The organism is Streptococcus oralis, from assembly GCF_001075675.1.
Classification (GTDB): Bacteria; Bacillota; Bacilli; order Lactobacillales; family Streptococcaceae; genus Streptococcus; species Streptococcus oralis_V.
Genome location: NZ_JUNW01000015.1, coordinates 1 through 23,597, shown reverse-complemented (window position 1 = coordinate 23,597; position 23,597 = coordinate 1). Strand labels below are relative to the sequence as shown.

Genomic DNA, 23,597 nt, shown 5'->3' with positions numbered 1-23,597 from the left:
TGGCTAACTTCTTCTTATGTTGGAAAATTTACAAAAGAAGAAGCAAACTATGCAATTCAACATTTAGGTGACTAATTTTTACAAATAGTGAAGCAAATGAGATGTTTTAATTTTGGCTTGTGGCCTGCAAACCTTTGCACAAAAGAGACGATTTTGTTATACTATATCTGTAAGCATTTTCAATTAAAAAGGAGAAGACGATGAGTCAAAAGATTATTGGGATTGACCTTGGTGGAACATCTATCAAGTTTGCAATTTTAACTCAAGAGGGAGAAATCCAAGAAAAATGGTCTATCAAGACTAATATTTTGGATGAAGGAAGCCATATCGTAGATGATATGATTGAGTCTATTCAACATCGTTTGGACTTGCTTGGATTGTCAGCCACAGACTTCCGAGGTATTGGGATGGGATCACCTGGTGTGGTTGACCGTGAAAAAGGAACTGTTATCGGTGCATACAACCTCAACTGGAAAACCCTTCAACCAATTAAAGAAAAGATTGAAAAAGCCTTGGGGATTCCATTCTTCATTGATAATGATGCCAACGTAGCTGCTCTTGGTGAGCGCTGGATGGGTGCTGGTGAAAACCAACCAGATGTTGTCTTTATGACACTTGGTACTGGTGTTGGTGGTGGTATCGTCGCTGAAGGAAAACTGCTTCACGGTGTTGCTGGTGCAGCAGGTGAGCTTGGCCACATCACTGTTGACTTTGACCAACCAATCGCATGTACCTGTGGTAAAAAAGGCTGTCTTGAGACAGTTGCTTCTGCAACAGGGATTGTTAACTTGACTCGTCGTTATGCAGATGAATACGAAGGTGATGCGGCTTTGAAACGCTTGATCGACGACGGTGAAGAAGTAACAGCCAAAACTGTCTTTGACCTTGCAAAAGAAGGGGACGACCTTGCCTTGATCGTTTACCGTAACTTCTCACGTTACTTGGGTATCGCGTGTGCTAACATCGGATCAATCCTAAACCCATCAACAATCGTTATCGGTGGTGGGGTGTCAGCAGCGGGAGAATTCCTTCTCCAAGGCGTTCAGAAAGTCTACGACGAAAATACCTTCCCACAAGTACGCACAACAACTAAACTAGCTCTTGCGACCCTAGGAAATGACGCTGGAGTTATCGGAGCAGCATCACTTGTATTGCAATAAGATCATAAAAGGAGGAAAATCACTACTTTAAAGCCAGTGATTTTCCTCCTTTCTTTTTTTATGCTATACTAGTTAGGACAATAAATGAGGTGAGAGTAAATGACAAAAGCTGATACGATTTTTAAAGAAAATATTGAACGAATCCTCAAAGATGGTGTCTTTTCTGAGCAGGCTCGTCCCAAGTACAAGAATGGGACAGTTGCTAATTCCAAGTACGTAACGGGTGCATTTGCCGAGTATGACTTGGCTAAGGGGGAATTTCCCATCACAACCTTGCGTCCCATTGCGATCAAATCTGCCATCAAGGAAGTACTCTGGATTTACCAAGATCAGTCTAATAGCCTAGATGTTCTCAATGACAAGTACAATGTTCACTACTGGAATGACTGGGAAGTGGGAGATACGGGAACCATCGGTGAGCGCTACGGGGCGGTCGTTAAGAAACACGATATCATTAATAAGATTCTCAAGCAGTTGGAAGCCAATCCTTGGAATCGTCGCAATATCATCTCACTCTGGGATTACCAAGCTTTTGAGGAGACGGACGGCCTCCTTCCATGCGCCTTTCAGACCATGTTTGATGTTCGTCGCGTTGATGGGGAAATCTATCTGGATGCGACCTTGACTCAGCGCTCGAATGATATGCTGGTGGCCCACCACATCAATGCTATGCAGTACGTAGCTCTTCAAATGATGATTGCCAAGCATTTTGGCTGGAAGGTTGGGAAGTTTTTCTATTTTATCAACAACCTCCATATCTATGATAATCAGTTTGAACAAGCAGAGGAATTGCTCCGCCGTGAGCCGTCAAACTGCCAACCTCGTTTGGTCTTGAATGTACCAGATAAGACTAATTTCTTTGACATCAAAGCCGAGGACTTTGAGTTGGTTGACTATGATCCGGTTAAGCCACAGCTGAAGTTTGATTTGGCTATTTAAGAAAAATGTAAATATCCTTCTATGACTAACACCTCATAAGTTAGACAGAAAAATCTAACTTATGAGGTGTTTTCTTATGTTGTAATTTATGAGGATAAAGTTCAAATTTATAATCTGCAAAAGCAGGCTTTTCGTCAACTGTAGTGGTCTAGCGAAAAGCCTTTTTAAGACAGGTATAGGAGTCATTGTGCTGACTATAGTTAAACTTTTTCGGACTAAGCATATCCTTCTGTCTGCTAGGACGAGTGTAAGGAGAGATAGGAGTGATGTCTTAATTCAGTAAGAACTTAAGTTTAATGGGAGTTTTGTAACTGGAATTCGCGATAATGTAAGAAAGTTTGATGTTTTCTATCTAGCTAAAGAGGGCAGGCAATACCTGACTGTTACGTACATTACCTGCCTCCAAACTATAAGCCTGCGCTCAGCAGTACTTATCGCTGAGCAGTCTAGGCAAAACTCTCCTTAGAAATTAAGATTATCCAACTCCGATAATAATAATTCCTTCTAGTAAAAAGAGTAGGAGTGGTAATATTTTTTGTTTTTTCATGTGTAATCCTCACTTTTGTTTTTTTTTATTATATGTTATTATTGGGGTGAATAAAATATATTCCCATATATGCGTGATGGAGGTTCAGAATGAAAAATTTTGGAGAAATTTTTAAAAAGTTTAGAGAATCAAGAGGATTGCGGTTAAAGGATCTCACGAAGGCTGGTATATCAACATCTCAGCTTTCACGTTTCGAAAAAGGAGAAACGGATTTAACCATTTCAAAGTTTATACATATTCTAAATGAAATTAACATGCCAATTGATGAATTTATGTATGCCGTTCATGATTTTCATCGTGATGAACTAAATGAACTATTAGCTCAGGTTAGGAAATGTGTAACGACTCGCGACATTGAAGGGATGAAGAGATTGTTGATATCTCAAATGGAAAATGAAGGAAAACGAGAGAAATTTCATCATATAAATACCATTTTAGTTAAAATTCGCCTTCAGGATTTATCGGGAGAAAAATACTATAATGAAACAGATTTGGATGATTTAACCGATTATCTATTTGGTGTTGAATATTGGGGATATTATGAATTGTTGATTTTCATGAATACTTTGGATGTTCTAAAACATGATGTTTTTATGGTTTTAGCAAGAGAAATGTCTAGACGATCAGATTTTTATAAAGAAATTCCTATTAATCGACGCCTGATTTCAACCATGTTGCTTAATGCTTATATTACCTGTATTGAAAAGAAAAAGTTTATGGATGCTTTGTATTTTGAAAAACAATTGAAACAATGCTTTTTTATCGAGACAGAAATTTATGAAAGACTCATTTTTCTCTATGCTCAAAACCTTTATCGCTATCAAAAAAACGGAAATAAGATTGCAATTATTGAAATGAAAAAATGTATTGGAGCAATAAAATTAGCAGGCAGTAACCACTTAGCAAAGATTTATGAAGGACATTTAAAAAAAGTTTTAGGGGAGGACAGTCGTCAAGCAGATATGGGAAAGAAATTTTGACTGAACTATTGAATGATATAATCATATCATCAAATAAAGGAGGACAATAAAATGGATAATCTCAAAATTATCGATTTGGAAGAATTACTAGCCAATAAATCAGCCTATGTTATTCATGATTGCGGCCCTAGTCATTCTTGTGGTGGAGGTCGGTAACGACTATCTTATTTTTATTGTGAGAGGGATTTTTATTCCCTCTCTATGTTATATAGGGGGAATAATTATGTTAAAAGCATTTATTACAGAATCCGATACTCTTTATTTTAATTCTGAAACCTTTACTTTATCAACTTCAATAGATGATTTGAATAATAATATCAAAAAAGAAAACGATTATAATATTTTAAAAAAAGTAGTAATCAATATTTCAAATAACTGTAATCTTTCATGTACATACTGCTATGCTGATGGTGGTAATTACGGAATGATGAATCAACTGATGAATATTGATACAGCAGATAAAATTATTGATCAGCTAGTCTCTCGCAGAATTCAATGTATAAAGAGATTAATCCTTTTTGGAGGCGAGCCGTTTTTAAATATTGATTTGTTTGTTTATATTATTGAAAAGCTATCTAAAAATATTGAGATTCAAAAAATTGAAACTGTGACAAATGGTACCATCCTAAATAAGAAAGTTGAAATGATGATTAACAATTATCATCCTTTTTTAACAGTTAGCCTTGATGGCCCACAATTGATTCACGATAAGTTAAGAGGCAAGGGAAGTCATAGACGAACATTGAATTTTATTCAGTATTTAAAAGAAATAGATTACGAAAATTTTGAAGTCGCTTCTACTTACACGCGGATGCATCAAATACTTGGATTTCAAAAAGGGGATATCTATAGATATTTTACTGATATGGGTGTTAGATTTAATATCAATAATGTATTTAGCAAAAATAAAATTCTAATAGTTAAAGAAATGGAAATGACTGAAGAAAATAGAAAAACATTTATCGATCAGTCATTCGAAGATATTATCAATAATAATGTTAAAAACTACATTAGCCCGATTGTTTATGATGTGCTACTTTCAATGATTTTTAAAAGTAAGATAGAATCGTTTTGTGATGATATTGATCCAGAAACAACAATAACATTTGATGTTGATGGATCAACTAAATCTTGCTTTAGATTTTGGGGGACCCATAGCAGTGATAAAGTTACACAATTCAATAATAAGGATAACTTTTCTAAGTGTAAAGATTGTTGGTGTAGAGGAATGTGCATGGAATGTGTCGCAAATATGATTGATGGCTATTCATCAATTATTTCTGAAGAAGGAAAATTTATTGAGTGTAAAAAACAAGATTTAATGGAATACTGTATTTATAAAATTATTGAATTGAGTAAGGATAAAGAGCGTTTAACAAAATTAGTTAACAATTTTGAAAGGTTCATTAGATATGCTTAAAAAGTTCATCACAAAAAAACATTTGGTGCTCTATTTTATTTTCATTGCTATTACGTGGTTAGAGGCTATCATCACACCAACCTTGGTATCGATGATTATAGCCAGTTTTGAGAAGAAGATTCTGGATGATTTATGGATAGCCCTTACTGTAGGTATAATTGGTAATTTATTTATTCTTATTGGATTGGCTGGGAAAAGGTATTATTATGCCAAGTTAGTAGCAGATTTCACTTGGATCATGAAATATAAATTGTTTGAGCATTTTCTATATAATAAAAATAGTAAAAAAGAGGATATCCTATCCAATCTTGAAAACGATGTCAAACAATTAGAAACGTCTTATCTCGAACCAGCAGTCATTATTATTTCCTCAGTTGGTTTTACAATAGTTTCCATTGTATATGCATTGACAACAAATTTTTGGTTGGGCTGGATATTTATCTTTTTTTACTCTATGCCTGCACTCTGTAGTGGTATAGGTAGTAAAAAATTAGCCCTTATTTCTGAGGAAAAAGCGACGTCGAATCAGGAGTACTTGTCTCAGACAACGAATATCATTGGTGGAGAGAGTGTGATTAAAAATTACGGTGCTATGGATTTCTTCTATTCTCTTTTCAGAAGAGCCTTGTCGAAGAGAATTGATCAGGACATTCGTTATGAACAACAACGTACGATTAATAATATTCTCATTAATAGTATTGACGCATTTTGTTCGGTAGTTCCCATCATTATCGGTGGTATAATGACTTATTATAATTATTTGTCAGGAGCTAGTTTTGTTGCAATTTATCTAGTATCTCATAACATAGGCTATCAATTCAATGAATTGTCATATTTTATCAATACCTATAAATCAAGCAAGCAGCTTAGGAATCGTTATGATTTTCTACTTCAAGATGCGATTATACAAACAGATGACCTGTCTTCAACATCACTTTTTCCTATCTTAGTTGATTGCGTCAGTTTAAGTTTTGAAGATAATATACTTTTTGAAAATCTATCATTTGAAATTAAAAAAGGAGAAAAAATTGCTCTAATAGGTGCAAGTGGTTGTGGTAAGTCAACCTTACTTAACCTCATCTATGGGCAACTATCTCCAGATTTGGGGAAGGTGACTTATGCTGGTCAGATCTTAAATCAAGAGCAAGTTGCCAAATCAGCTTCTTATATTTTACAAGATTCCTATATTTTTGATGGTTTATCACTTGAGGAGAATATTACCCTTGGAGAGTCGATGGATAATATAAAGATGGACCTGATTCTTAATCGAGTAAATCTAGAATTTTTAAAGGGACATCTTCTTTATGGAAATCATCTTTCTGGTGGGGAAAAGCAACGTATAGAAATCGCTCGCAGTTTGTATCATAATAGTGATCTGATTTTGGCAGACGAGGTTAAAGCCAATCTTGATAAAGTGAATTCAAAACAAATTTCAAATATCTTATTAACCCTTCCACAAACCTTGGTTGAGGTAATCCACCATTATGATGAGGAGACACTTGCACAATACGACAAAGTAATTAATTTGTCTCAGTGACAATCAATAAAAAGAGGAAAGTATGTCTCGTTCATTTGTAAAATTATTAGTACGCGAATTGTTTGCATTTGGATGACAGTTAACATCATTGTGTATATATACGTTATTACAAAATCTGATATTGTAAATTTAATAGATTCAATATTGCCTTTTTATGAATAATATAAGTAAAGAATAGTAGCAAACATATTTAATTTACACCTCAATCATGAAATTTTCTGTCTAACTTTCGTAATATAGATTCATACTTTATTTATCAATTCGATTTCTACTTTTTAATTATAAAGTATGGGTTAAAAGTCGTCGAAATCAAAAAACACATAGTATCAGTTTTTTGAATACCTGATACTATGTGTTTTATTGTGGAAATATTTATTGGGCATTCTCCTCAAATTAAGTTTATCCCCAACTTCTTTTGTTGCTTAATGTGATACGCGACGGCGAGCTGCTTTTTTACGGTTTTCTTCGATGAAAGCTGCTTTTTGCTCTTCTGGCTCAATCACTTTCTTTTTAATTGCGTATACTGCACCTGCAACGGCAGCGACAGTTCCTGCGACACCTGTTACAAGACCTTTAGCGAATCCTTTAGCCATGAGTCTTCCTCCTTTATCTTTCCGATCAGCCAGGCTCCTTAAGTGGTAGCATTTTTCTGACTTAACTTTTTGTGATATAATAATAGTAACGAAAAAATGGAAATTTTTCAAGGAAAAAAGATGAAAACAAAAATAATTGTGATTGTTGGACCGACTGCTGTTGGGAAAACAGCCCTTGCTATTGAAGTAGCTAAGCGCTTTGGTGGAGAGGTGGTCAGCGGTGACAGTCAGCAAGTATACAGAAGGCTAGATATTGGGACGGCCAAGGCTAGCCCAGAGGAGCAAGCAGCTGTTCCTCATCATTTGATTGATGTCAGAGAGGTGACCGAGTCTTACTCGGCTTTTGATTTTGTTTCAGAAGCTAAGAAGGCTATTGAGAATATTCAAAGCCGTGGCAAGCTAGCCATTATCGCTGGTGGGACTGGGCTTTATATCCAGAGCTTGTTAGAAGGCTACCATCTAGGTGGGGAAACACCTCATGAGGAGATTGTAGCTTATCGGGCTAGTTTGGAGCCTTATTCAGATGAGGAATTAGCCCATCTTGTGGAGCAAGCAGGTCTTGAAATTCCCCAGTTTAACCGTCGTCGTGCTATGCGTGCCGTGGAGATTGCCCATTTTGGTCAGGATTTGGAAAATCAGGAAAGTCCTTATGAACCTTTGATTATCTGCTTGGATGATGAACGCAGTCAGCTTTATGAACGTATCAATCGCCGAGTAGATCTGATGTTTGAGGCTGGGCTTTTGGATGAGGCCAAGTGGCTCTTTGACCATTATCCAGATGTGCAGGCAGCTAAAGGCATTGGTTACAAGGAACTCTTTCCTTATTTCCGTGGGGAGCAAACTCTTGAGGAAGCGAGCGAGAGTCTCAAGCAGGCGACCCGCCGTTTTGCTAAGCGTCAGTTGACCTGGTTCCGTAATCGCATGCAGGTCACCTTTTATCAGATAGGAGAGCCTGGTGTGCAAGACCGTATTTTAAGCCAGATTGAGGAGTTTTTAGATGATTGAAACGGAGAAAAAAGAGGAACGGGTCCTGCTCATTGGTGTTGAACTGCAGGGTATGGAAAATTTCGACCTCTCCATGGAAGAGTTGGCCAGTCTGGCTAAGACAGCTGGCGCAGTCGTAGTCGATAGCTACAGACAAAAACGTGAAAAATATGATTCCAAGACCTTTGTTGGCTCTGGTAAGTTGGAAGAGATTGCACTGATGGTAGATGCGGAGGAAATTAGCACTGTCATCGTCAATAATCGCTTGACTCCACGGCAAAATGTCAATTTGGAGGAAGTTCTCGGTGTTAAGGTGATTGACCGTATGCAGTTGATTTTGGATATCTTTGCCATGCGGGCTCGAAGCCATGAAGGTAAACTCCAAGTGCATTTGGCCCAGCTTAAATATCTCTTGCCTCGCTTGGTTGGTCAAGGGATTATGCTCAGCCGTCAGGCAGGGGGAATTGGTTCCCGTGGACCTGGTGAAAGTCAGCTGGAACTGAACCGTCGTAGTGTTCGTAATCAAATCACAGATATCGAGCGCCAGATCAAGGTGATTGAGAAAAATCGGGCGACAGTCAGAGAAAAACGTCTGGAATCAAGCACCTTTAAGATTGGTTTGATTGGTTATACCAATGCTGGGAAATCAACTATCATGAACACCTTGACCAGTAAGACCCAGTATGAAGCAGACGAGCTGTTTGCGACTCTGGATGCGACAACGAAGAGTATCCATCTGGGGGGCAATCTTCAGGTTACCTTGACTGATACGGTTGGGTTTATCCAAGATTTGCCGACTGAATTGGTGTCCAGTTTCAAGTCGACTTTGGAAGAAAGCAAGCATGTGGATCTTCTGGTTCATGTCATCGATGCCAGCAATCCTTATCACGAGGAACATGAAAAAACGGTTCTGTCTATCATCAAAGACTTGGATATGGAGGATATTCCTCGCCTGACTCTTTATAATAAAGCTGATTTGGTGGAGGATTTCACGCCGACTCAAACGCCTTATGCCCTCATTTCTGCCAAGTCTGAGGATAGTCGTGAGAACTTGCAAGCATTGTTTTTGGAGAAGATCAAGGATATTTTTGAAGCATTTACTTTGCGCGTGCCTTTTTCAAAATCCTACAAGATTCATGATTTGGAAAGTGTAGCGATTCTGGAAGATCGTGACTACCAAGATGATGGGGAAGTGATTACAGGCTACATTTCTGAGAAAAATAAATGGAGGTTAGAGGAATTTTATGACTGATATTAAAACCTTGGCTCTAAAGTATGGAGGCTATACAAGTCTGGATAGGGTCTATCTAGATCAACTTCTAGCTGGCAAAACAGAGCAAGAGCAGTTGGCTCTCATCACACCTCCTCCGAGTGTAGTCAATGCCTACTTTGCTGAACTCTACCAGAAAAAGAGTCCTGAAGCTGCGACAGATTACTTTGCAGAACTCAGTCAGGAACTGAATCTCTACAATTTTGAACCAAGTTTCACCTTTGAAAATAAGCCTTTTATTCGTCTGAACCTGTCGGGTAAATCTTTTGGATTTTGCTATGAGAGTGAGGGACTGGGGCGGATTTTCTCAGAAGCTGAGGAAGTAATCACAGCTGACTTGCTCTTTGAAATTGCGCAAATTTTCCCCCATCAACTCGTCTTTGAAGAGTCCGGAAAGATTTACATGAAGGATGCCGGAGACGAAGAAGTTGTTAGCGTGAAAAGTCTCACAGCTTTGACAGATTTGGAAAGTTTAGCAGATGGTCGCAAGCGTCTCAAAGGCTACAGCCAAGAGGATTTATTGCAAGAAGCTGCTGCTTTTTCTGGAAAGCGCTATTTCCGATCGGAAAATCGCACAGCTATGTTATATATTGATTAATTAGAAAGTATCGAATGGATATTCAATTTTTAGGAACAGGGGCCGGTCAGCCCTCTAAAGCCCGCAACGTTTCAAGTCTCGCCCTGAAACTCTTGGACGAGATTAACGAAGTTTGGCTCTTTGACTGTGGAGAAGGAACGCAAAATCGCATTCTGGAAACCACGATTCGACCACGTAAGGTCAGCAAAATCTTTATCACTCACCTGCATGGAGATCATATCTTTGGCTTGCCAGGATTCCTTTCTAGTCGTGCCTTTCAGGCCAATGAGGAGCAGACAGATTTGGACATTTACGGACCGCAAGGAATCAAGTCCTTTGTCTTAACCAGCCTTCGTGTGTCAGGTTCTCGTCTGCCTTACCGCATTCATTTTCATGAGTTTGACCAAGATTCTCTAGGGAAAATCCTTGAGACCGATAAATTCACTGTGTATGCAGAGGAGCTGGACCACACTATTTTCTGCGTTGGTTATCGTGTCATGCAAAAGGACTTAGAAGGAACCTTGGATGCTGAAAAACTCAAAGCTGCAGGTGTGCCATTTGGACCGCTCTTTGGAAAAATCAAAAACGGTCAGGACGTTGTTCTAGAAGACGGAACTGAAATCAAAGCTGCTGACTATATCTCAGCACCACGACCTGGTAAGATTATTACTATTTTGGGTGATACCCGAAAAACCAATGCCAGTGTGCGTCTAGCTGTTAACGCTGATGTCCTTGTCCATGAGTCGACTTATGGGAAGGGAGATGAAAAAATTGCCCACAATCACGGTCACTCAACCAATATGCAGGCAGCACAAGTAGCAGCAGAAGCAGGTGCAAAGCGCCTCTTGCTCAATCATATCAGTGCTCGTTTCCTCTCAAAAGATATCAGCCAGCTCAAGAAAGATGCGGCAACTGTTTTTGAAAATGTCCATGTGGTCAAAGACTTGGAAGAAGTGGAAATTTAGAAGATTGAGAAAGGATAAGTATGCGTACTATTCTGATTACCGGAGCAAGCGGTGGCTTAGCCCAAGAAATGGTTAAACTCTTGCCAAATGACCAACTCATCTTACTAGGTAGAAACAAGGAAAAATTAGCCCAACTCTACGGAAATCATCCTAATGTGGAATGGATTGAAATCGACATTACTGATGATAAAGCCCTAGAAGCTCTGGTAGCTGACCTCTATCTCCGTTATGGCAAGATTGATGTCTTGATTAACAATGCTGGATATGGAATTTTTGAAGATTTCGACCGGATCTCTGATCAAAACATTTACCAGATGTTTGAGGTCAATACCTTTGCTCTGATGAATCTGTCTCGTCGTCTTGGAACTTGCATGAAGGAGAGGGGAAAAGGGCATATCATCAATATCATCAGTATGGCAGGTTTGATAGCGACTAGCAAGTCCAGTCTCTACTCAGCGACCAAGTTTGCGGCTATTGGATTTTCAAATGCGCTGCGCCTCGAACTCATGCCCTATGGTGTCTATCTAACGACGGTCAATCCAGGACCGATTCGTACTCCCTTTTTTGACCAGGCTGACCCAGATGGGACCTATCTCAAGTCGGTTGACCGCTTTCTCTTAGAACCAGATGCAGTCGCTAGAAAGATTGTCAGAATCATAGGAAAAAACAAACGGGAACTCAATCTCCCAGTTTTGTTGAACCTAGCCCATAAGTTTTATACCCTCTTTCCCAAGCTAGCTGATAAGTTGGCAGGGGAGACTTTTAATTATAAGTGAAAAAGCTGTTCCCTTGAGGAAGGGCTTTTTGATTTAATTTGTCGGAAGAAGAGTTGTTTTAAAGTTTTAAAATCCAGTCTCTTCGTGCATATTCATAGCTTTTAGGGTATAATACAAATAAAAGAAATCAAGAAGATACTTAGAGTCCAATCTAGGTACAAAAAGATAGAATCATGGTTAAAGGAGAAGAGGAATGGCAAAAAAGAAAAGAGTAACCTTACCGAAGGACTTTAATGAACTACTGACAGACGGCAATATTGACCAATTAAAGGCCGTGTATGACAAGTGTGAGTTAACTGCTCATGACGGGAGATATAGCTTATGTACACCCTTGCATATGGGAGGAGTCCCGGATGAATTGGTTATCTGGTTGGTAGAAAAGGGCCTAGATATCAATATTCCTGATTATTATGGAGCAACACCTTTGTACCGTCAAGCAACCATGGGAAGAGATACTGTAAAACTATTGCTCGAATTGGGTGCGGACATTGAAAAACCCAATACTTATGGCAATACACCCTTGCATATGGCTGCTGAGTTTTTTCATCCTAAAGCAGTTGCGCTTCTCTTAGAAAAGGGAGCAGCTGTCAACCCTAAGAATGATAGAGGACAGACTCCACTAGACTCCGTTCTCACTGTCTGTCGGGGAATCTATATTGCCCAAACAGCTGAAATTGCCTCTATATTGCTGGATGCTGGTGCTAAGAAAACATCGGCTATGAAAGAAAAGGTTGAAAATATTGGTAAGGATTTTGAATTTCATAGAGAAGGGCTCAATCCTGACTATCTAGAAGCAGCAGATCAGGGTCTAGAAAGACTTTATGCTTTGTTTAATGTCAAGCCAGTAGCCAAACGAATAACCCATGATGGAGTTTCTCCTATTCTCGTAAAAGAAAGTAGTTGGGAGGATCAATATGAGGAACTATGGTCTTTCTTGATTCCTTCAAGTGGAACAGCCAAAACTGTTCAGGGCGAAGCTATCCGTATACCAGGCAGAGTTCGAGATGAACTGGATCGCAATGGTGGAGCCAACTGGGACAGGGATTATAGAAAAATGCTTCAGGCTCTCCCGCAATACTTGTCTTTAGGAAGCTCTCTTTCAGATCAAGAATTGGAAGAAGTTAGGCAAGTCATTGCGCAAATCCATAGTAAAGAGAATGATAATGAAGTCAGTTTAGATCGTCTGTGTCAGCTAGCTCTTATCTGGATTAAGCAAAATCCCGAGCCGATACCCCTAGAAAAGCCAAGCTATAAGAGGTAAATGGAAATTAAATCCAGTTAAAAATATATGATGGATTTATTCAACTATTTATCCAAGTATTGCAATTTAAACCGTAAAAAGTATACTAGAACCAGCGATTATTAAAACGTTTGCTTAAAATGATAGTAGACTATTTAGGAGATAAAATATGGAATTGACAGCCATTTATCATAGACCAGAATCAGAATGCGCTTATCTTTACAAAGAAGGTCAGCTACATATCCGAATTAGAACGTAGAAAAATGATGTTCAGAAGGTTATTCTGCATTATGGAGATCCATTTATTTTCATTGAGGATAAGTATGAAGCTAAGAAAGAAATGACCAAAGTAACTTCAGACGCCTTACTTGATTATTGGCAGGTTACGGTCTCTGTTGATTTTTTACGCATTCAGTATCTCTTTGAACTCCTTGATAAAGAGGGTAAGGGTATTTTTATGTAGATAAGGAACATACTCAAGAAAACTTGGATGCTGAAGGAAATGGCTTTAAACTTCCTTATGTTCACGAAATTGATGGATGTCAGGTTCCTAGTTGGGTTTCAAATACCGTGTGGTATCAGATTTTCCCAGAACGCTTTGCTAATGGAAATCCTCATTTTACGTCAGATGGGAGCTACCTCAAGTCTGTTGACCGATTTCTCTTAGAACCAGATGTAGTCGCTAGAAAAATTGTCAAAATCATAGGAAAAAACAAACGGGAACTCAATCTCCCAGTTTTGTTGAATCTAGCCCATAAGTTTTATACCCTCTTTCCCAAGCTAGCCGATAAGTTGGCAGGGGAGACTTTTAATTATAAGTAAAAAAGGTTCCTTTTGTAAGGAACTTTTTTATGATATTTTACTGAGTGACAAGAAATGTTTGTTTTTTTGTTCTAAATCTATATTCACGTTTTTTGAATCTTCTACAAATTTTAGAAAAAACAATCAAAAATATGATTTTTTGTGTTTAGGGCATTGAAATTTCCTATATTATTTTATAAAATAAAGGTAAAAGGCTATGAAAAAGTAATACGCTTACAAATAAATGGAAGCGGTTACTAAAGGAGGATTTTATGGAAAAAGGCCATTGGAATCGTAAAAGAGTCTACAGCATTCGTAAGTTTGCCGTAGGTGCTTGCTCTGTCATGATTGGAACCTGTGCGGTTCTATTTGGAGGAAGTGTCATTGGAGAATCACCAGTTTTCGCGGATGAAACTCCTATCACCCACACTGTGGAACAAGCAAAAGAGGAAAGTCCGGCAGTGGAGGAAAAAGAAGATCAAGCTGTAGCAGAACACAAGGATGCTGCAAGTGTCGACCAAAGTCAAGCTGCTCCAATTGAAGCAAGCAAAGCCGAGAAGAAAGAAGATGAACCTGTAGCTCCAAAAGAGGAGAAAGCGTCACTAAAACCTGAAGAAACAGCTCCAAAGGTAGAATCTCAAGCTTCAAGTCAAGAAAAGCCTGTCAAGGAAGAGTTGAACGCTGCGACAAATGAAGAAGTGAATCAAATGATTGAAGATAGAAAAGTGAATTTTAATCAAAATTGGCACTTTAAACTCAATGCGAATCCTAAAGAAGCTGTGAAATCAGATGCAGATGTATCAACATGGCAAAAATTGGATCTTCCACACGACTGGAGTATCTTTAACGATTTTGACCATCAGTCACCTGCTCAAAACGAGGGTGGACAGCTCAATGGTGGTGAAGCTTGGTATCGCAAGACCTTTAAACTTGATGAAAAAGATCTCAAGAAAAATGTTCGTGTCACCTTTGATGGTGTCTACATGGACTCTCAAGTCTATGTCAATGGCCAGTTAGTGGGGCATTATCCAAATGGTTATAACCAGTTCTCATACGATATCACCAAATACCTTCACAAAGATGGTCGTGAGAATGTGATTGCTGTCCATGCGGTTAACAAACAACCAAGTAGCCGTTGGTACTCAGGTAGTGGTATCTACCGTGATGTGACCTTGCAAGTGACAGATAAGGTTCATGTTGAGAAAAATGGAACAACCATCTTAACACCAAAACTTGAAGAACAGCAACATGGCAAGGTTGAAACTCATGTAGCCAGCAAGATTGTCAATACAGACGATAAAGACCATGAACTGGTGGCAGAGTATCAAATCGTTGAACGTGGTGGTCAGGCTGTAACAGGCTTGGTTCGTACAGCGAGCCGTACCTTGAAAGCACATGAATCAACAAGTCTTGATGCGATTTTCGAAGTTGAACAACCAAAACTCTGGACAGTTTTAAATGATAAACCTGCCTTGTACGAATTGATTACGCGTGTTTACCGTGACGGTCAATTGGTTGATGCTAAGAAAGATTTGTTTGGTTACCGTTACTATCATTGGACTCCAAATGAAGGTTTCTCTTTGAATGGTGAACGCATTAAATTCCATGGTGTTTCCTTGCACCATGACCACGGAGCGCTTGGAGCAGAAGAAAATTATAAAGCAGAATACCGCCGTCTCAAACAAATGAAGGAGATGGGCGTTAACGCCATCCGTACAACTCATAACCCTGCAAGTCCACAGACCTTGCAAATCGCAGCAGAACTTGGTTTGCTCGTTCAGGAAGAGGCATTTGATACGTGGTATAATGGCAAGAAACCTTATGACTACGGACGTTTCTTTGAAAAAGACGCTACTCACCCAGAAGCTAGAAAAGGTGAAAAATGGTCTGACTATGATCTTCGTACCATGGTCGAAAGAGATAAAAACAACCCAGCTGTCTTCATGTGGTCTATCGGGAATGAAATCGGTGAAGCTAACGGCAATGCTCACTCTCTTGCAACGGTTAAACGCTTAGTAAAAGTGATTAAAGATGTTGATACTACACGTTATGTTACTATGGGAGCAGATAAGTTCCGCTTTGGTGATGGTAGCGGTGATCATGAGAAAATTGCTAATGAACTGGATGCGGTTGGATTCAACTATTCAGAAGATAACTACAAGAAACTTCGTGCGAAACATCCAAACTGGTTGATTTACGGTTCTGAAACATCTTCAGCTACCCGTACACGTGGAAGTTACTATCGCCCTGAACAGGAATTGAAACATAGTAACGGACCTGAGCGTCATTACGAACAGTCTGACTATGGTAATGACCGAGTTGGCTGGGGTAAAACGGCAACAGATTCATGGACCTTTGACCGTGACAACGCTGGCTATGCTGGACAGTTTATCTGGACAGGTACGGACTATATCGGTGAACCTACACCATGGCACAACCAAAACCAAACTCCCGTTAAGAGCTCTTACTTTGGTATCGTAGATACAGCAGGTATTCCAAAACATGACTTTTATCTCTACCAAAGCCAATGGGTTTCTGCCAAGAAGAAACCGATGGTACACCTTCTTCCTCACTGGAACTGGGAGAATAGAGACTTGGCCTCTAAAGTTGAAGATTCAGACGGAAAAATCCCAGTTCGAGCTTACTCAAACGCTGCAAGTGTAGAATTGTTCTTAAATGGTCAATCTCTTGGAGTTAAGAAGTTCAACAAGAAACAAACCAGTGATGGCCGCACTTACCAAGAAGGTGCCAATGCTAAGGAACTCTATCTTGAATGGAAGGTTGCGTACCAACCAGGTACTTTAGAAGCTGTAGCTCGCGATGAAGCTGGAAAAGAAATTGCACGTGATAAGATCACGACGGCAGGCCAACCAGCAGGTGTTCGCCTCATCAAGGAAGAACACGCAATCGCTGCAGATGGAAAAGACTTGACCTACATCTACTACGAAATCGTAGATAGTGAAGGAAATGTGGTACCAACTGCCAATAATTTGGTTCGTTTCCAATTGCATGGACAAGGTCAACTGGTTGGTGTTGATAATGGGGAACAAGCCAGCCGTGAACGCTACAAGGCACAACCTGATGGTTCTTGGATCCGCAGAGCCTTTAACGGTAAAGGGGTTGCCATTGTTAAATCAACTGAGCAAGCAGGTAAATTCACTCTAACAGCCCATTCAGATCTCTTGAAATCTGGTCAAGTAACGGTCTTTACTGGTAAAAAAGAAGACCAAGAAAAGACCGTTCTCGGAACAGAAGTACCAAAAGTACGTACTGTTATTGAGAAAGAGCCAAAAATGCCGAAGACAGTCGGTTTTATCTACAGTGATGGCAGTCGTGAAAAACGTCCAGTAACTTGGTCTTCAGTTGATGTGAGCCAAGCAGGAGTTGTGACTGTTAAAGGTATGGCAGACGGACGCGAAGTTGAGGCCCGTGTCGAAATTCTAGCAATCGCAAATGAGCTTCCAACTGTTAAGCGTGTTGCTCCAGGAACAGACTTGAGCGCTGTTGACAAATACGTTTCTATTGCTGTTACGGATGGAAGCGTACAAGAATACGAAGTTGATAAGTGGGAGATTTCGGAAGCAGATAAAGCTAAACTGTCAGTTGCAGGATCACGTATTCAAATGACTGGTCAACTGGGTGGTGAGACTATTCACGCTACCCTTGTGGTAGAAGAAGGTAATCCTGCGGCTCCTGCAGTACCAAATGTAACTGTTGGTGGCGAATCTGTCACTGGTCTTACTACTCAAAATCCAATGCAATATCGAACTCTTGCTTACGGTGCATCCTTGCCAGAAGTTGTAGCAAGTGCTGAAAATGCAGCTGTTACAGTGGTGCAAGCAAGTGCAGCAAACGGTATGCGTGCAAGCATCTATGTTCAACCAAAAGATGGTGGACCTCTTCAAACCTATGCAATTCAGTTCCTCGAAGAAGCACCAAAAATTGACCATTTGAGCCTACAAGTGGAGAAAGCTGGCAGCCTCAAAGAAGACCAAACAGTGAAATTGTCTGTCCTTGCACACTATCAAGACGGAACACAAGCAGTTTTACCAGCAGATAAGGTGAACTTCTCTACAAGTGGTGAAGGGGAAGTCGCAGTTCGTAAAGGAATGCTTGAGTTGCATAAGCCAGGAGCAGTCACTCTCAAAGCAGAATATGAGGGGGCTTCAGGTCAAATCGCTCTCACTATCCAAGCCAATACTGAGACGAAGGTTGCGCAATCTATCCGTCCAGTAAATGTAGTCACAGATTTGCATCAGGAACCAAGTCTTCCAGCAACAGTAACGGTTGAGTACGACAAAGGTTTCCCTAAAGCCCACAAAGTCACATGGCAAGCCATTCCAAAAGAAAAACTCGATCACTATCAAACCTTCGAAGTTCTAGGTAAAGTTGAAGGGATTGACCTTGAAGCGCGTGCTAAAGTCTCTGTAGAAGGTATCGTTTCGGTTGAAGAAGTCAGTGTGACAACACCAATTGCAGAAGCACCACAATTACCAGAAAGTGTTCGTACCTACGATTCAAATGGTCACGTTTCATCAGCTAAGGTTATTTGGGATGCGATTCAATCAGACCAATATGCCAAGGAAGGTGTCTTTACAGTTAATGGTCGCCTAGAAGGTACGCAATTAACAACTAAACTTCATGTTCGCGTATCTGCTCAAACTGAGAAAGGTGCAAACATTTCTGACCAATGGACCGGATCAGAATTGCCACTTGCCTTTGCTTCAGACTCAAATCCAACTGATCCTGTTTCAAACGTCAACGATAAATTGATTTCCTTTAATGACCGCCCAGCTAACCGTTGGACAAACTGGAACCGTACTAATCCAGAAGCTTCAGTTGGTGTCCTATTCGGAGATTCAGGTATTTTGAGCAAACGTTCAGTTGATAATCTAAGTGTCGGATTCCACGAAGACCACGGAGTTGGTGTACCGAAGTCTTATGTGATTGAATATTATGTCGGTAAGACCGTTCCAACAGCCCCTAAAAACCCTAGCTTTGTAGGTGAGGAAAACCATGCCTTTAACGATCCTGCAAACTGGAAAGAGGTAAGCAATCTCAAAGCACCAGCTCAATTAAAAGCTGGAGAAATGAATCATTTCAGCTTTGACAAGGTTGAAACCTATGCGGTTCGCATTCGTATGGTTCGACTTGATAGCAAGAAAGGAACGTCTATCACAGAAGTACAAATTTTTGCGAAACAAGTTGCGGCAGCTAAACAAGGACAAACGAGAATCCAAGTTGACGGTAAAGACTTAGCAAACTTCAACCCTGATTTGACAGACTACTACCTTGAGTCTGTAGATGGGAAAGTTCCTGCAGTAACAGCAAGTGTTAGCAACAATGGTCTCGCTACCGTCGTTCCAAGTGTTCGTGAAGGTGAGCCAGTTCGTGTTATCGCGAAAGCTGAAAATGGCGACATCCTAGGAGAATACCGTCTACACTTTACAAGCAATAAAGATTTGCTCTCTCGTAAACCAGTTGCTGCGGTCAAACAAGCTCGCTTACTACAAGTAGGGCAACCGCTTGAATTGCCAACTAAGGTTCCTGTTTACTTCACAGGTAAAGATGGTTACGAAACAAAAGATTTGGCAGTTGAATGGGATGAAGTTCCAGTAGAAAATCTGACAAAAGCAGGTCAATTTACTGTTCGAGGCCGTGTCCTTGGTAGCGACCTCGTTGCTGAGTTCACTGTACGAGTGACAGACAAACTTGGTGAAGCTCTTTCAAATAACCCAGAGTATGATGAAAATAGTAACCGCGCCTTTGCTTCAGCCACTAACGACATTGATAGAAACTCCCATGACCGTGTGGACTATCTCAATGACGGAAATCATTCAGAAAATCGTCGTTGGACAAACTGGTCTCCAACACCATCTTCTAATCCAGAAGTATCAGCAGGTGTAATCTTCCGTGAAAATGGTAAGATTGTCGAACGGACTGTTGCTCAAGCCAAACTTCACTTCTTTGCAGATAGTGGTACGGATGCACCATCTAAACTCGTTTTAGAACGCTATGTCGGTCCAGAGTTTGAAGTGCCTACCTACTATTCAAACTACCAAGCCTACGATGCAGCTCATCCATTTAACAATCCAGAAAATTGGGAAGCTGTGCCTTATCGTGCGGATAAAGACATCGCAGCTGGTGATGAAATTAACGTAACATTTAAAGCTGTCAAAGCCAAAGCCATGAGATGGCGTATGGAGCGTAAAGCAGACAAGAGCGGTGTTGCGATGATTGAGATGACCTTCCTTGCACCGAGTGAATTGCCTCAAGAAAGTACGCAATCGAAGATTCTTGTGGATGGAAAAGAACTTCCTGACTTCGCTGAAGATCGTCAAGACTATCAAATCACCTATAAAGGTCAACGTCCAAAAGTCTCAGTCGAAGAAAGTAATCAAGTAGCTTCAACAGTTGTAGATAGCGGAGACGATAGCCTTCCAGTACTTGTTCGCCTTGTTTCAGAAAGTGGAAAACAAGTCAAGGAATACCGTATCCAGTTGACCAAGGAAAAACCAGTTTCTGAGAAGACTGTTGCTGCTGTACAAGAGGAACTTCCAAAACTCGAATTTGTTGAAAAAGATTTGGCCTATAAGACAGTTGAGAAAAAGGATTCAACACTGTATCTAGGTGAAACACGTGTAGAACAAGAAGGAAAAGTTGGTAAAGAACGTATCTTTACAGCGATTAATCCTGATGGAAGTAAGGAAGAAAAACTTCGCGAAGTGGTAGAGACTCCGACAGACCGCATCGTCTTGGTCGGAACAAAACCAGGAACCTCTCTTCCAGAAGACGAAGTGAAGAACCTAGTCCTTAACAGACCAGAACTTGTAGTTGAAGAAGAAACCATCGACTTCAAGGTTCAGGAGCGTAAGTCTGATAAGTTGTACCTAGGAGAAACTCGTGTTGTCCAAGAAGGTCAAAAAGGTATCCGTCTTCACTTGATTGAAGTGGAAAATGGAAAACGTCATCTTAAAGAAACTTACGATAAAGTCGCTGTTCAAGATCGTATAGTAGAAGTTGGTACTAAACCAGGAACTTCTCTTCCAGAAGATGAAGTGAAGAACCTAGTCCTTAACAGATCAGAACTTGTAATCGAAGAAGAAACAATTGATTTCAAGGTTCAGGAACAAAAGAATGATAAGCTTCCAGCGGGTCAAACTCGTGTTCTCCAAGAAGGTCAAAAAGGTATCCGTGTTCACTTAATCGAAGTTGAAAATGGTAAGCGAACTGAAAAAGAAAGCTATGATAAAGTTATAGCTCAGGATCGCATCGTAGAAGTCGGTACGGCTAGTGAAACAACTAAACCAGTACCTCAAGAATCTACAAAACCACAAGTATCAGAAAAAGCAGATACAAAAGAAATTGCTTCAAATGCAGCTAGTCAAGCTCAAGAAGAACAGTTACCAAATACAGGAAGTGCAGCAAGTCAAGCAGCTCTAGCAGCAGGTTTAGCTCTTCTTGGTTTGAGTGCAGGATTAGTGGCCACTAAAGGCAAAAAAGAAGACTAGAATGAATCAATATTTCTTCTAAATGTATCTCAGAAAGACCAGGGAAACCTGGTCTTTTTAATAGGCAGAAGCATTCTCTTTAGAGCAAATTAACGTTTATGAAATTAGATAACCAAAATGATAAAAACGCTATCTGGTATCGAAAACGAGATGAACTTATTTTTTAAAAAATAGCGGTAAAATATACCAGTTTCTGTTTCGATGATAGGAGAAAACGATACAATAAATTGATGGGGAATTCGATAAGAAAATATAAATTTTAAATAGTAAAATAAATTTTAAAAAATGTTTGATGTTTCTAGCCTTTTTTAAATAGTATGATAAAATATGAAAGTAATGTAGCTATCAATTTTTACTTGAAAAAGGGAAATGGTGATTAGTTGGGGACAATCAATTAGTTTACAATTACATTGTACATTTACAATTGAATATTATTAAGAAAGGAAGATTAAATGAACAAGAAAATAAGATCTTGGATTCAGATTCTTATTCTTTGTTTGGGAGTTATTCTCCAATCGTTTGCCCCTCTGACGCAAGTACATGCGACAGAATATAACGATGTGATCACTAGTGTGGGTGTTGAGAACAAATCTGGTGAAGCTTTAACGCAAGGGTTGGATATTTGGCAAGAATTCCGTCTTACTGCAGATTTTGTTTTGCCAGATAATACGGTGCATGAAGGTGATACAACAACACTTCAATTGCCATCAGAGATTGCATTTTCAAACTCTTCAGACATTGAATTACGAGATGCTTCTAGCAATCTTGTAGCTACTGGTCGTTTAGATGCAGCTAGCAAAACAATTACTCTAACTTACACAAAGTTTGTTGAGAATAATTCTGGCGTTAGGGGGAAATTCTTTGTCTATGTTCGAGTTGACCATGATGTTGTTTCAGAAGAAAAAGACATTGATGTCAATATTACTGTAGGACATAGAGTTCTATCTGCAGGGAAAATCCGTTACAACGGCCCTCCAGGGAAATACGACTCTAAAATTGAAAAGAGTTCCTTCCAATACAAGGATGACGAGAAAAATGTAATCCGTTATAACATTACTGTAAACCGCAATATGGCGAACTACAGTGATGTCACTATCAAAGATGCTTTCTCTTCTCCAAATATGACATTCCTACCAGATACTTTTCGTATTTATAAAGTAAACTGGAGCTGGAATAACGGAGACTGGAAATGGTCCGATGCTCAGGATATGACCGAAACCTTTAAAAACCAACTAGTGGTAAATGCGAATGGTGATGGTTTCACCCTTCCTTTAGGAGATACTAATGGTTTTGGTTATATGATCGAGTATCGAGCTAAAGCGAATTATGATCTAGTCGATGGTGAGGAAATCACGAACGTAGCCAACATGAGCTACAATGGTAGTGAGAATGAACAATCAACCAGCACACGTACCTACCAGATTGCAGGTGGTGTTGCGGAAGGATATGTTTTCACCATTAAAATTCATAAGGTAGACGAAGCAGGCCAACCATTGCAAGGCGCAGTTTTTGAAGTAATTCGTGATCGTAACCAAGCCGTTGTTGGACGATTGACAACAGATTCTGATGGTAACGCTAGTGTAGGTAAATTGTTGCGAGACAACTATACAATTCGTGAAGTAACGTCTCCTTTTGGCTATGACAAACTAACTGAAGATATTAAAATTTCTCCTGATGAGTTTGGCTCAGACAAATCTGTAGAACGTCGAATTGAAAATAAAAAGACACCTCCAAAGACACCAACTGAGAAAGAGATTACTTTCAAAAAGGTGGATCCAAATGGAAAAGAAATTCCAGGAGCGGAACTGAAAATCTATAGTGGAGATACAGTCAATCTTGAAGAGGCACCTGTTGCAGACTGGACTACTGTAGCTGACACTTCTAAAGTGATTAAGCTGGCACCAGGGACCTACACTCTAAGAGAGTTCGATGCTCCAGAGGGATATCAAATTGTAGGAGATATTACTTTTACTGTTAATGCTGACGGTTCTATCACTATTAAGAATAAGGGAGCTGATGACACTGTTCTTGCAGCTGGTCCAGTTCTGACTATTACCGATAAAGAGGATACTAGTCCAAAACCAATTACCTTCAGTAAGGTAAACCTTGGAGGGAATGAAATCGCTGGTGCACAGATTAAGATCTACAAGGGCGAAAAAGCTGAAGGTACAGCCGTAGAAAGCTGGACTTCAACTGACCAACCTAAGCAACTGAATCTTGAACCAGGCATCTACACTTTCCATGAGGAAGCAGCCCCAACTGGTTACCTCAAAGTAACGGACATCACTTTCCAAGTC

The 23,597-nt window shown here is 39.7% G+C and carries 16 protein-coding genes and 2 pseudogenes; 17 read left to right on the top strand and 1 reads right to left on the bottom strand.

Going from position 1 to position 23,597, the window contains the following annotated elements; genetic code table 11:
* The 7 genes from ADM50_RS09775 to gggC form a co-directional block, all read left to right on the top strand.
* A partial coding sequence (locus ADM50_RS09775) for an Ltp family lipoprotein (RefSeq protein WP_008293223.1) occupies positions 1–75 on the top strand: 75 nt, incomplete at its 5' end.
* 125 nt (positions 76–200) lie between these two features.
* Positions 201–1,160, top strand: coding sequence for an ROK family glucokinase (locus tag ADM50_RS02090; protein WP_049484369.1), 960 nt, complete (start codon positions 201–203; stop codon positions 1,158–1,160).
* Positions 1,161–1,259: 99 nt separating this feature from the next.
* A complete protein-coding gene (locus ADM50_RS02085) occupies positions 1,260–2,099 on the top strand; it encodes a thymidylate synthase (RefSeq protein WP_049484368.1) in 840 nt (279 codons plus the stop codon).
* A gap of 636 nt (positions 2,100–2,735) precedes the next feature.
* Positions 2,736–3,626 carry a helix-turn-helix domain-containing protein gene (locus tag ADM50_RS02080; protein WP_045616868.1) on the top strand — a complete coding sequence of 297 codons (891 nt, stop codon included), beginning with the start codon at positions 2,736–2,738 and terminating at the stop codon, positions 3,624–3,626.
* A gap of 51 nt (positions 3,627–3,677) precedes the next feature.
* A complete protein-coding gene (gene gggA / locus ADM50_RS09800; protein WP_000369345.1) occupies positions 3,678–3,782 on the top strand; it encodes a streptosactin in 105 nt (34 codons plus the stop codon).
* Positions 3,783–3,849: 67 nt separating this feature from the next.
* Positions 3,850–5,046 (top strand): streptosactin maturase GggB, encoded by a 1,197-nt coding sequence (gene gggB / locus ADM50_RS02075; RefSeq protein WP_000909921.1) that lies wholly within the window; start codon positions 3,850–3,852, stop codon positions 5,044–5,046.
* Entirely contained in the window at positions 5,039–6,583 is a 1,545-nt protein-coding gene (gene gggC / locus ADM50_RS02070; protein WP_000913380.1) for a streptosactin export ABC transporter GggC, read from the top strand. Before gggB ends, gggC begins: the two co-directional genes overlap by 8 nt.
* A gap of 422 nt (positions 6,584–7,005) precedes the next feature.
* On the opposite strand, the gene ADM50_RS02065 is transcribed toward gggC, so the two are convergent.
* Complete coding sequence (locus ADM50_RS02065; RefSeq protein WP_001051782.1) at positions 7,006–7,176, bottom strand: DUF3042 family protein; 171 nt, start codon at positions 7,174–7,176, stop codon at positions 7,006–7,008.
* 120 nt (positions 7,177–7,296) lie between these two features.
* Here ADM50_RS02065 and miaA point away from each other — a divergent pair, with 120 nt between their 5' ends.
* The 10 genes and pseudogenes from miaA to ADM50_RS02020 form a co-directional block, all read left to right on the top strand.
* On the top strand, positions 7,297–8,181 hold the full coding sequence (gene miaA, locus ADM50_RS02060) for a tRNA (adenosine(37)-N6)-dimethylallyltransferase MiaA (RefSeq protein WP_049484367.1): 885 nt from the start codon (positions 7,297–7,299) through the stop codon (positions 8,179–8,181).
* Positions 8,174–9,412 (top strand): GTPase HflX, encoded by a 1,239-nt coding sequence (gene hflX, locus ADM50_RS02055; RefSeq protein WP_049484366.1) that lies wholly within the window; start codon positions 8,174–8,176, stop codon positions 9,410–9,412. The genes miaA and hflX overlap by 8 nt, the downstream gene beginning before the upstream one ends.
* On the top strand, positions 9,405–10,028 hold the full coding sequence (locus ADM50_RS02050; protein WP_049484365.1) for a cystathionine beta-lyase: 624 nt from the start codon (positions 9,405–9,407) through the stop codon (positions 10,026–10,028). Before hflX ends, ADM50_RS02050 begins: the two co-directional genes overlap by 8 nt.
* A 14-nt stretch (positions 10,029–10,042) precedes the next feature.
* Positions 10,043–10,972: a ribonuclease Z gene (gene rnz / locus ADM50_RS02045; protein ID WP_049484364.1), complete on the top strand. Its 930-nt coding sequence runs from the start codon at positions 10,043–10,045 to the stop codon at positions 10,970–10,972.
* A 20-nt stretch (positions 10,973–10,992) separates the two neighbouring features.
* Positions 10,993–11,748 carry an SDR family NAD(P)-dependent oxidoreductase gene (locus ADM50_RS02040; protein WP_049484363.1) on the top strand — a complete coding sequence of 252 codons (756 nt, stop codon included), beginning with the start codon at positions 10,993–10,995 and terminating at the stop codon, positions 11,746–11,748.
* Between the two features lie 193 nt (positions 11,749–11,941).
* The gene (locus tag ADM50_RS02035) at positions 11,942–13,009 is read left to right on the top strand and encodes an ankyrin repeat domain-containing protein (protein WP_049484362.1); all 1,068 of its coding nucleotides are present in this window, start codon (positions 11,942–11,944) and stop codon (positions 13,007–13,009) included.
* A 148-nt stretch (positions 13,010–13,157) separates the two neighbouring features.
* Positions 13,158–13,624: pseudogene (locus ADM50_RS09310) on the top strand (alpha amylase N-terminal ig-like domain-containing protein); the annotation flags it as partial.
* Positions 13,616–13,810, top strand: a pseudogene (locus ADM50_RS09625) (SDR family NAD(P)-dependent oxidoreductase); the annotation flags it as partial. The pseudogenes ADM50_RS09310 and ADM50_RS09625, both read left to right, overlap by 9 nt.
* 251 nt (positions 13,811–14,061) lie before the next feature.
* On the top strand, positions 14,062–21,300 hold the full coding sequence (gene bgaA, locus ADM50_RS02025; RefSeq protein ID WP_049484360.1) for an LPXTG-anchored adhesin/beta-galactosidase BgaA: 7,239 nt from the start codon (positions 14,062–14,064) through the stop codon (positions 21,298–21,300).
* A gap of 452 nt (positions 21,301–21,752) precedes the next feature.
* Positions 21,753–23,597: SpaA isopeptide-forming pilin-related protein (locus tag ADM50_RS02020; protein ID WP_049484359.1), on the top strand; the 1,845-nt coding region annotated here is incomplete at its 3' end.

Excerpts from the sequence above, each read along its gene's own strand:
- ADM50_RS02090 (WP_049484369.1), top strand. The coding sequence starts at position 201 with ATGAGTCAAAAGATTATTGGGATTGACCTTGGTGGAACATCTATCAAG.
- ADM50_RS02085 (WP_049484368.1), top strand. The coding sequence starts at position 1,260 with ATGACAAAAGCTGATACGATTTTTAAAGAAAATATTGAACGAATCCTC.
- ADM50_RS02080 (WP_045616868.1), top strand. The coding sequence starts at position 2,736 with ATGAAAAATTTTGGAGAAATTTTTAAAAAGTTTAGAGAATCAAGAGGA.
- gggA (WP_000369345.1), top strand. The coding sequence starts at position 3,678 with ATGGATAATCTCAAAATTATCGATTTGGAAGAATTACTAGCCAATAAA.
- gggB (WP_000909921.1), top strand. The coding sequence starts at position 3,850 with ATGTTAAAAGCATTTATTACAGAATCCGATACTCTTTATTTTAATTCT.
- gggC (WP_000913380.1), top strand. The coding sequence starts at position 5,039 with ATGCTTAAAAAGTTCATCACAAAAAAACATTTGGTGCTCTATTTTATT.
- ADM50_RS02065 (WP_001051782.1), bottom strand. The coding sequence starts at position 7,176 with ATGGCTAAAGGATTCGCTAAAGGTCTTGTAACAGGTGTCGCAGGAACT.
- miaA (WP_049484367.1), top strand. The coding sequence starts at position 7,297 with ATGAAAACAAAAATAATTGTGATTGTTGGACCGACTGCTGTTGGGAAA.
- hflX (WP_049484366.1), top strand. The coding sequence starts at position 8,174 with ATGATTGAAACGGAGAAAAAAGAGGAACGGGTCCTGCTCATTGGTGTT.
- ADM50_RS02050 (WP_049484365.1), top strand. The coding sequence starts at position 9,405 with ATGACTGATATTAAAACCTTGGCTCTAAAGTATGGAGGCTATACAAGT.
- rnz (WP_049484364.1), top strand. The coding sequence starts at position 10,043 with ATGGATATTCAATTTTTAGGAACAGGGGCCGGTCAGCCCTCTAAAGCC.
- ADM50_RS02040 (WP_049484363.1), top strand. The coding sequence starts at position 10,993 with ATGCGTACTATTCTGATTACCGGAGCAAGCGGTGGCTTAGCCCAAGAA.
- ADM50_RS02035 (WP_049484362.1), top strand. The coding sequence starts at position 11,942 with ATGGCAAAAAAGAAAAGAGTAACCTTACCGAAGGACTTTAATGAACTA.
- bgaA (WP_049484360.1), top strand. The coding sequence starts at position 14,062 with ATGGAAAAAGGCCATTGGAATCGTAAAAGAGTCTACAGCATTCGTAAG.